A 10,054-nucleotide genomic window follows, 5' to 3' on the forward strand; every position below is an offset into this window, starting at 1 on the left:
CGATTCATCCCTCAAAGTTCCTCGTGCAATGGGTCCCAGTCGACCTTGCGCTTGGTGATCAGCGTCTCAAGATTGGCTATCGCGATTTCCAGATTGGGCATGGCTCCGTGCCCCATTGCGGCCTTCCGGTCTCGCAGCGCCTTTTTGAAACGGCCGAATCCCGCGTAGACCCCTCCGGGTTCCAGGGCGCGTTGCTTCACGATGTGGTCCGCGAGGCTTCCCTTGACCTTGAGCCATTTGCCGATCGTGGTAGCACCGTAGCTGTTGATGTACAGCTTCTTCCTTTCATCGGACTGAGGTGGCTTGAGATTCAGTCCGACTGTTTTCTCGGCGCCCGTGCGCTGCCAGTCGCCGCGCTGCGCTCCGGTGCCCCTGATCTTCCGGTACTGGCCGAACGTCGATCGGATGTAGCTGGGGAATTCGTCCACCGGGGCGTCGAATCCGAACTTGACTCGGGACTCGTACCAGATCGGCTTCGGCTTCTCGAAGACGTTCCAGGCGGGCATCTCCACACCGAGTTCGAGACCCTTGTTCACGCCGCGCCGGGCCGGAACGAGGTTGTTGCCGGTGGCCAGGCCTCCGAGCCTGGACGGGAGGAGGTGCGCCCTGACCCAGGCTCCGCCGGCCTGGAGCCGCCGTGAGGGGTCGGTGACGTAGTTCCATCCGTCCGGCTTGCCGCGAGGGGCGGCGCCGGCCTCGGTGCCCCAGGGGACCTTCGGCTGGCTGAGGAACTCCGCACTGATGGCGCCGGCCCTGCCGTTGTGGAACGCGGGCAGCTTCGGCTTCGGCAGGTCGTCCTGCGCAGCCGGCGCCCCCGGCGGGACGCTGTAGGCGTCGGGCTCGGACCTCGGCTGAGAGTAGTCGCCGTCCAGTACCGGCATCGACGGGTTCAGGGTGGCCACGACGGTGAACGGGTCTCCTCCGACGGGGGCCAGGTCGGTGAGCCGGTAGCGCAGCCTCATCGCCCTGAGAAGGGGAAGGAACAGCGAACGGCGAACACCGTGCCGCATCACGCCGTACAGCTTGGGCCGCAGGCGTGCCACGATCTTGGCGAGCCGCTCCTCCTTGGACTTCTTCGAGTTCTCGTCCTTCTTGCGCCTGTCCTTCTCCCGCCTCGGCTTGGGCCGGCCCGGGCCGCTCTTCTCGTGTCGGGGCCGGGGCTTGCGGGGGCCCTTGTCGCCCGGCTTGGACTTGGGCCGGCCCGGACCGTCTTCGTCCGGTTTCCGCTTCGGCTTGTCCGGACCGTCCTTGTCGGGCTTCTCCTTGGGCTTCCCGGAGGCGTCCTTGCCGTCCTTGGGCCTGGGCTTCCCCGGGGCGTCCTTGTCGTCCGTCCGCTTCGGCGGGGTCTCCCGTCCGTCGCCCTCGGGCTTGCCGGGGGCCTCCTCCCTGGGCCTGCCCGGCTCGTCCCCCTTGGGACTCCCCGGGGTAGCGCCCTCCGGGTCCCTGGGCTTGGTCGTGGCCGGTGTCTCCTTGCCGTCCTTCGGCTTGTCCGGCGTGGCGTCCTTCGGTTTGTCCGGCGCCTTGTCGTCGGCGTGCTTCGGCTTCGTGTCCGGCTCGGGCTTCGGCTTGGGCCGGGGCGCCGGCTCCGGCTTGGGACGGGGGGAGGGTGTGGGCCGGGTGTCCGGCTTGCCGACCGGCCGCGTGGTGCCGGGTTCGTTCGCCTTCGGCCGAGCCGGCGCGCCCGTGTTCTCGCTCGCGGGCCTGGCGTCCTTCGGCCTGCCCGGGCCCGCACCCGTGTCCTTGGGACGCGTCGTGGGACGCTCGGCCGGGGCCTTCTCCGTGGGACGGTTGCCGCGCGGGGCGTCCGCGTCGGCGGCCCCGGCCGCCGGCCTGCCCCTGCCCGGGCCTTCCTTGCCGAACCCGCCGAGCTTCGCCGCCACGCCCTTCAGGCGGCGGCCCACCTTCGCGACGTACTTGCCGATGCCGTCCAGCAGTGCCTGGTAGGCCAGTTCCAGGAGGGCGACGATGCCTGCCGCGACCGCCTTGGCGAACAGGATGCCCGCGCCTCCCTGGCGGACCGCCCGCAGCCAGGCAAGGACCGCGCCCATGGCGCGCAGGATCTCGCCGAGGGCGCCGATCGCCGTGCGGATCGCGTCGATGACGGCCGTCACCCAGCCCGCGCCGGGGATCAGCTTCGCGATGACCTTGGTGATCACGATCTCACCGATGATGAACGGGAGCTGGGGCACCACGGCGTCCCAGGTCTCCTTCACGATCCGCTCGAGCGTGAAGCCCCCCTTGATCAGCTTGTCGATGATGGCCTTCGGTACGCCGATGATCTCCTCGATCTTCGACTGGAACCACTGTTTGACGGCGGCCTGGACCTCGCGGAACAGGTGGTTCTTCGCGCCGTCCACCGCCGAGTTCTTCGCGCCGCTCAGCCAGCCGCCGGGGTCGTCCAGGAAGTCGATCGCGATCATCATGAACTCGCCGAACGCACCCAGGAGTTTGGAGGCGTAGTCGAGGATGGTCTTGATCGCGTCGATCACGGACCTGATGACGTCCGTGAGCATCTTCTTGAGGATGTTCAGGATGTCGCTGAGCATCTTGGCGAGGGCGTTGAGCAGGTCCGTGACGATCTGCTTCAGCCGTGCCGCGAGTCTGGTGACGAACGCGATCGCCGCCGCGATCAGGTTGGTGATGAACTTCCGGATGCGTGCGGCCAGTTCGATGACCGCGCGGACCATGGCCTTGGCGAACTCGATCAGGTCGTTGATCAGGTTCTTGACGGTGTCGACGATGAACTTGCGGGCCTCGTTGATCCAGCGCTCGACGGTCTCCTTGAAGTTCTTGATGAAGCCGACGACCGCGTCACGCGCGTCCCGGATGATCCGGACGATCGCGTTCTTGATCTCGATGACCTTCTCTTTGATCCAGTCGAAGGCCTTCGTGAGCCAGTTGCCCGAGTCCTTGGCCGCGCCGTCCGTCTTGGCCTTGGCGTCCGTCTCGGCCTGGTCGCCCTTGTCCTTGATCTGCTTGTCGCTGTCGGTCTTCTGCTTCGAGACGTCGTCGTCGGTCTTCTTCTCGCGGTCCTCGACGTCCTTGCGGAGCTTCTCCGACCGCTCCGTCTTCTCGGTGCCGAGCTTCTGGAGCTCCTGGTCCTGTTCCTTGCGCCAGTCGGCCCGCTGTGCCGTGACCTCGTCGAGGGCCTTGGTCCGCTCGCCTGCCTGATCCCGGGTGTTCTTGTCGACCTCGCCGTCGACCTGCTGCCGGTGCTTCTGCTGCGAGTCGCGGAAGTCCTTGTCCTTGGTCTGACGGCCGTCGGACATGCCCTTCTGGCCCTGGCTGAACGCCGCCTGGAACTCGGGCCCGCGGTCGTGCTCCGCCACCGCGGACGCCGCGTCCGGGGGCACGGCGCCCGTGGACGCCTTGCCGGGCGCGGCGGCCTTGGCGCCGTCCGCGCCCGGCACCTTGCCCTTCAACTGCTCCTGGGGAGCGTCGGGGTAGACCTGGTCCTCGCCCATCGAACGGCCGGAGTCGTCCCGTGCCGTGTCGACCGTCTCCTGGCCCTTCGCGTCGACGGCGGAGCCCTGTTCGCCGGCCGTCTGGTCGGCGGCACCCTGCATCTGCACGCCGGGCGCGTTGCCCGCCTGGGCCTGCTTGAGGGCTTCGTCCTTCGTGGGCAGCCCGGCGAACTTGGCCGCCAGCTCCTGCTTGTCGACCTTGAAGCCGAGCTTCTCGGCGAGCCAGCCGATGCCGAAGCCGAGCGCCATCTTGAAGGTCTGCCAGCCGCTCGGCTCCTCCGCCTTCTCGGCCTCGATCTGCCCTTCGGGCTGCTTCGCCCCCGCGACCTCGGCGTTCTCCTGCTCGGGCGCCTCCGACTTCTGTGCCGGGTCCTGTGAGTACTGAGCGGGCGCATCGGTCTTCGGCTTGCCCTCCAGGGTCTGCGGCGCGCCTGCGGGACGCTGCATCGAGGGCGGCGCGGCAGCAAGCTGTTTGTGCTCGTCGCCGACGGTGCGGTCGACCGAGCCGCCCACCCCGCCCATCGCCTCGAGTGCTTTGTGGGGCTTCAGCCCGGCGGCCGTGCTCAGGCCCGCCTCGGGCGAGACCTGGGAGAGGTTCGGGGCCGGCCCCGAGTCCTTCCTCCCCTTGCCCTTCCCGGCCGGTTTGCTGGCGACGCCACCACCCGTGGCACCGGATGCGGGTGCCTGTGACGCCTTCGGGGCCGCGGTGCCGGGTGCCCGTTCCGCCTTCGGTGCCGGCTCGGCATCGGCTGCCATCGGCGCGGAGGTGGGCGGCTCGGGTGCGGGAGCGGTCGCCCGTGCCGGAGCGGGCTTCGGGGCCGCGCTCCGGTCGCTCGGAGAGCGGTCGGCCTCGGGCGCCGCCCCGCTCTGCGAGCCGCTGGTGGAGCCGCCGGGGCGGTCCGCGCCGGATCCGCCGGTGATGTGGGAGTCGCGGGCCGCCGAGGGCGCCCTGGAGTCGTCCGTGGGCTCGGTTCCGGCGGCAGCGGCCGAGGGGGCCTGCTGCTGCTCGCTCTTCGGCGCGGGGGCTGCGGCCGTACCGCCCACCGCCTGCGGGGAGTTCTTCTCCTGCCCCGCTGCCGCCCTGTCCCCCGCGGCCGGAGTTCCCTTCTCCTCCTTGGCCGCGTTCTCCTTCGCGGCCCCGCTCCCCTCCGACCTCCCGCCGTCCTGTGCGCCGGGCGCCTGCTGCACCGTGGTCTGTGCCGTGACCGGACCGGCCTTCGGATCGTCACCGTGCTTCGGGTCCTTGGAGACGGCGCCGGTGTCCGGTGGACTCGTGACCGTGTGGTCCGCACCGAGATCGGTGAGCAGGGTGTCACCCGGTCCGCCCTCCGTCTCGCGGGACGTCGAGGGCTCGGCAGCCGCTTCCTCCACCGTGTCGTCCTCGGAGTCCGCCTCCGCTTCGGCCGACGCGTCCTCGGCATCCTCGGCGTCGCGCTCGGCCTGCACCTGGTCGGCCTTGGTCACCGGGGGTGCGGGGAAGTCGGGGAGCGATTCGCTGCCGGGGGTGGCGTCCTGGCGCGCGTCCGCCGTCGGTACCCCGGACAGGTCGGGGTCCTGCTCCGGCAGGAAGTCCTCCGGCTGGAGCTTGGTGTCCCAGGCGCTCTTCTCGCCCCCTCCGACTTCCACTTCCGAGGTGTTGTCGGACTCGGCCGCAAGCTCGTCCCCCGACTCCTCAGGGCCGTCGAGATCCTGGTTGCGTACGCCGTCCAGCCTGCTCGACGGAGCGGGCAGCTCGGTGTCCCGGCCCACCGCGGGTGAACCGGTCGGCTGGTCCGAGCCGCGCTTGTCCTCCTGGCGCACCTGCCGGCCCGTGACGAACTGCTCGGCGGCGCCGGGGCGGTTCCGGGCGGCGGACTCCTCCGCGCCGGCTGCGGTGACGCCCTGCTGGTCGCCCGTCTCCTTGGCGCCCTCCTCCTTCTTCCGGCCCTGGTCGGCCCCCTGAGCCTGTGCCTTCTCCTCGGCCTGCGCGCCCTGACCGCCCCGAGCGTTGGCCCCGCCTCCCGGTGCGGCGGCCACCGCCTCCCGCTGCCCGGCTCCGGAGGACGACCGGGCTCCGCCGCCGCGCGGCTCCGCGCCCGACTGCTGCCGCTGCTCCTGCCGGGTGCCGCCGTTGGCCGGGGTGCTTCCGGGAGCGCCCTCGTGGTCCGCCCGCTCCTTCTCCGGACCGGGAGCGCTCGCCGGCTTGTCCTGCCGGGCCCGCTCCTCCGCCTCGCTGCGCTGTGCGCTCTCCCGCTCGGACCGCACCTCCTCGGCCGCGTCGGGCTCGATCTCGGGAGCATCGTGCGCGTCGCGCTCCACTCGGTCGTCGGCGAAGTCGTCGTACGCGTCGATCTCGTCGACGAGATCCAGCACCCGGTCCTGCTCGGAGCCGAGCAGCCGGTGATCCAGCCGGTCGAGGACCTGGTCCAGCAACTCCTCCGGCAGCCCGGCCAGTTGCTTACGGGTGCGCTTGGACAGGTCCTCCGGGTCGCCGCGCAGCGAGCGTACGACCGAGTTGGTGAGCCGGTCGACGAGGGTCGCCGGATCGATGGCCTCTGTGCGCCTGCGGTCCGCGTCCAAGGTGGCGTAGCGGAGCCAGCCGGGTGTCGACTGCCCCTCCTGCACCTCCGGGGCGGACTCCTCCTGCTCCGGCCGTACGAGACTCTGGGCGGCGTTCTCGGCCTCCCTCTCGATCGACTGCTGCGGCAGGCTCACCGCGCCCGCCTCCCGCCCGACCCGCAGCGCGCCCAGGCCGTGCGGGTTCTGGACGGTGTGCAGCAGTTCGTGGGCGAGGAGGCGGCGGCCCTGGTCCGTGCCGGGCTTGAAGGCGCCCTCGGCGAAGAGGATGTCCTGGCCGACGGCGACGGCGTCCGCGCCGAGCAGCTGCGTGAGCTGCCCGGCGTCGCGGCCGGTGTGCAGGCGTACCCGGCTCAGGTCGTGGCCGAGCTGCTCCTCGAGTTCGCGGCGGACGCCGGGGTCCAGGGGCTGTCCGGCGCCGCTGACGACGTTCTTCGGCTCGGGTGCACGGGACTTGGCGGCCCGCTCCTTGCGCCTGCGCCGGCGCTGCTCGGGGCTCTGCTCCGAATTCGCCTGTTGTGCCTGGGAGTTCACGGTGTCACCTCCCCGTGGCCACTGAGTCCCTCGTGCACCGCACGGGCCAGCTCCTGGCCGAGCCGGCGCGCGGACAGCCCGGCGGGCAGGGGCGCGAGGCCGCTGAGCGCGTCGACGGTCAGAGCGCCGTGCGCGGCGACGGGTACGCCGTGCAGCCGTACCAGCCGGGTCAGTTCGCGCTCGAACGCGGCCGAGACCCGGGCCGGGTCGGCCCGGAAGCCGTCGAGCACGAGTTCGCCGATCTCCACGCGGATCGCCGCGGGCCGTCCGCTCACACCCATCCGCGGACCTCCGTCGGGGTCAGCGAGCGCTCCAGCTTGAGGTACTCGGTGCGGGCGGCCGCGAGCATGTGCCGCATCTGCAGCCGGTCGCCCTCCTCGGCGGCGAGGAACGCCCCGGACAGGGCGATGTTGCGGATCGATCCGCCGGCGACGGTGAGCCTGGCCAGGAGGGCCGGGTCGATGTCCTTGACGGGGGCCTGCGGCGGCAGCACCCGGCGCCAGATCTCGGCGCGTTCGTGCTCGGCCGGGAAGGGGAAGTCGACGACGAAGCGGATGCGCCGCAGGAAGGCGGTGTCGAGGGCCTGTTTCATGTTGGTGGTGAGGATGGCGAGGCCCCGGTAGGCCTCCATCCGCATGAGCAGGTAGCTGACCTCCAGGTTGGCGTACCGGTCGTGGCTGTCCTTGACCTCGCTGCGCTTGCCGAAGAGGGCGTCGGCCTCGTCGAACAGCAGCAGCGCGCCGCCGCGTTCGGCGGCGTCGAAGACCCGGCGGAGGTTCTTCTCGGTCTCGCCGATGTACTTGCTGACCACCTGGGAGAGGTCCACGACGAACAGGTCGAGGCCCAGCTCCCGCGCCATGACCTCGGCTGCAAGGGTCTTGCCCGTGCCGGAGCCGCCGGCGAACAGGGCGGTGACGCCGAGGCCGCGGCGCAGGGTGGCGGCGAAGCCCCATTCCTGGTGGACGGTCGGCCGCTGCCGTACATGGGCGACGATCTCCCGCAGCACGGCCGTCTGCCGCTCGTGCAGGACGAGGTCGTCCCAGCCGGCCCGTGGTTCGATCCGGCGGCCGAGTTCGTCCATGCCGATCCGGGCCTCGTCAAGACCGGCCCGCCAGGCGAGTTCGGCGGCGTCCGCCTCGTCCTCGTGGGGCAGACGGCGGCGTACGGAGGCGGCGACGGACCGTACGAGGTGCGGCGGCAGCTGGAACTGCGCGACCAGGGAGCCGAGTTCTCCGTCGGTGAGGTCGGCGACCACACCGAACGTGTCGGACCAGAGCGCGAGTTGCTCGTCGTCGTCCAGGCGGGGCACGGCCACGCGCAGGCCGTGCGGACGCTCGGTGCGCAGCGGGTCCTCGCTGGACACGACGACGGGTACGGCGGCCCCGGCCAGGAACGCCTCGGTCGCCGCCCGCTGGTCGCGGTCCAGGTCGCCGGCCTCGACCAGCAGGGCCGCGGGCAGCAGGATCGCCTCGCGCTGCCACAGCCGGGCCAGCCGGTCGCGTTCGACGGGGTCGGTCGGCATGTCCTCGGCGCTCATGGCGTAGAGCCCGAGTCCGCAGCGGGCGGCCGCGGTGGCGGCGATCTCGGCCCGGCTACGCAGGTCGCCGCCGGTCACCTCGACCAGCAGCGGCGCGTCGGGGCTGCGGCCGTCCTCCGTCCAACCCTCGGCGAGCCGGCTCGCGGCCAGGTCGTACGAGGGCGGCAGCGCGTGCGGTGCCGGGGTGGGACGCAGCCTGCCGTGCAGCCGGGCGTCCAGGTAGGGCGAGCCGAGCAGGAAGTGCAGGATGCGTTCGTCGAGCCGGAGCCGGGAGACGGTCAGCCGGGTCTCGTCCTCCAGTTCCACGATCCGCCAGCGCCTGAGCGGCGCCACAGGGGTGAGCGCGCTCCAGTGCGGCCCGTCCAGCGCGGCCAGCGCGAGCGAGAAGGTGGGGTACGCGCGCTGCGGGTCGCCGGCGGCGGCCGCGCACCGGGCGGCGGTCGTGGGGTCGAGTTCTTCGGCGGCGGTGAGCAGGACGAGGTCGCGTTCGAAGGGGGTGAGACCGAAGCAGGCGACGAGCGCGTCGAGGGGGGCGGTGGTCTCGGGCACGGGTGCGACGGCGGTGCCGGTGTCTCCCGTCCGTTGCCCGGTGGCGCGTGCCGCGTGGGCGTCGACGCGGGCGAGGACGCGCCGGATCCCGGCGGTCAGCGCCGTGCCGCCGTCGCCCGGGTCCGTCGCACGCTCCGCGTCCGGCTCGTGTGTGCCCATGTGTTCACCTGCCCCCGTCGAGTCGTCCATCCGGTTCAGTTCTCCGTGCTCTCGCCGCCGCTCCGGCCGTCCGTCTTCCGGGCGGCGGACTGCGTCGACCTGGCAGTGCGGGGCGTGCTCCTGCGGGTGCGCGCCGGAGCCTTGGCCGCGGTCTTGGCGGCGGCCTTGGCGGGCACCTTCTTGGGGGCGGGCTCTTGGGCCGAAACCTTGACTTGCTCGCCGTTGCCCTCAGTCGACGGCTCCCCGGAATGAGGCTCGGCTCCCGGGGGGACCGGCGCCCCCGGCGCCCCGAACGGCAGTACCCGCACCTCGGGCCGTTCGACCGGCTTGGCCGGCTCCGGTGTCCCGAGGCCGTCGATGAGGACGAGGGAGGCCTGGTAGACCACGGACAGCGCGTACGGGGTCTGGTAGAGCATCCCCCACAGCTTGGACGTCTCGTCGATGTCCATCACCGTCGGCGTGAAGCGCACCCGCTGGGCCGCCTCGGCGAGGTCGCTGTCCGCCAAGTAGGGCTTCTCACCGGCGAGTTCGATGACGTCCTTGGGCAGGATCGGGGTCTCGTGCAGGGTGCGCACGACCGAGCCGATGAGCCGCTGGCCGACCAGTTCGGTCTCGTCGCCGTACGCGGTGATCAGGTACTGCAGGTCGAGTGCGGCGGCGGCCCGGCGCACCAGCCTGCCGTCGGGCGCGCGCGTCGGCAGATCGTTGTTGCGCTGCGAGGGGTTGGGAGTGACCTGATAGAGGAAGACGGAGATGGTGGGATCCGTCGGCGGCTCGGTGGGCGGCTTGCGCGGCTCCACCTTGACGGCCATGTCGATCTCCGGCTGCAGGTGGGACTCGATCAGCAGGGCGAGAGCCTGGCTGACATGGGCGAGGGCGAGTGCGTTGCTCATGGCGTCAGTTCCTCGGTTCCTCTCGTGTGGCCTCTCCCGCCGCGCTCACTGCCGCGCGGTTCACTCGCGTCCCCGGGCCAGGTACTCGGCCAGACTGAGAGCCGTCCCCGGCCGCTCGGCGGGCCGCGCGGGCTGCCGCTTCCCGTTCCGTGACGGCGACTGCCCGGCCGTCACCTCGAGCCGGCCGATCTGCACCTGGACCACCTGCTCGGGCGCCCGCCCCGGCCGGCGTGCGGCGGCCTGGCGTGCGGCCTGGCGGGCCGCCGTCGTGTCCGCGGCGCTGGGGCGTGGCTCACGCCTGCGCCCTGCCGACGGCCCACTACAGTGCCGAGATACGCCCCGGACTGGACACGCCCGCCCAG

General features: G+C 71.9%; 4 protein-coding genes. All 4 read right to left on the reverse strand.

Going from position 1 to position 10,054, the window contains the following annotated elements; translation table 11 throughout:
* Nucleotides 1-11 precede the first annotated feature (11 nt).
* The 4 genes from ABZ471_RS27070 to ABZ471_RS27085 are packed head-to-tail and all read right to left on the reverse strand — an operon-like array spanning nt 12 to nt 9,692.
* Nucleotides 12-6,554 (reverse strand): DUF4157 domain-containing protein, encoded by a 6,543-nt coding sequence (locus tag ABZ471_RS27070; RefSeq protein WP_359069760.1) that lies wholly within the window; start codon nt 6,552-6,554, stop codon nt 12-14.
* The gene (locus tag ABZ471_RS27075; RefSeq protein WP_359069761.1) at nt 6,551-6,835 is read right to left on the reverse strand and encodes a hypothetical protein; all 285 of its coding nucleotides are present in this window, start codon (nt 6,833-6,835) and stop codon (nt 6,551-6,553) included. The genes ABZ471_RS27070 and ABZ471_RS27075 overlap by 4 nt, the downstream gene beginning before the upstream one ends.
* Complete coding sequence (locus tag ABZ471_RS27080) at nt 6,826-8,799, reverse strand: AAA family ATPase (RefSeq protein WP_359069762.1); 1,974 nt, start codon at nt 8,797-8,799, stop codon at nt 6,826-6,828. The genes ABZ471_RS27075 and ABZ471_RS27080 overlap by 10 nt, the downstream gene beginning before the upstream one ends.
* 35 nt (nt 8,800-8,834) lie before the next feature.
* A complete protein-coding gene (locus tag ABZ471_RS27085; protein ID WP_359069763.1) occupies nt 8,835-9,692 on the reverse strand; it encodes a DUF4255 domain-containing protein in 858 nt (285 codons plus the stop codon).
* Nucleotides 9,693-10,054: the final 362 nt, after the last annotated feature.

The organism is Streptomyces sp. NPDC005728 (assembly GCF_040630895.1).
Classification (GTDB): domain Bacteria; phylum Actinomycetota; class Actinomycetes; order Streptomycetales; family Streptomycetaceae; genus Streptomyces.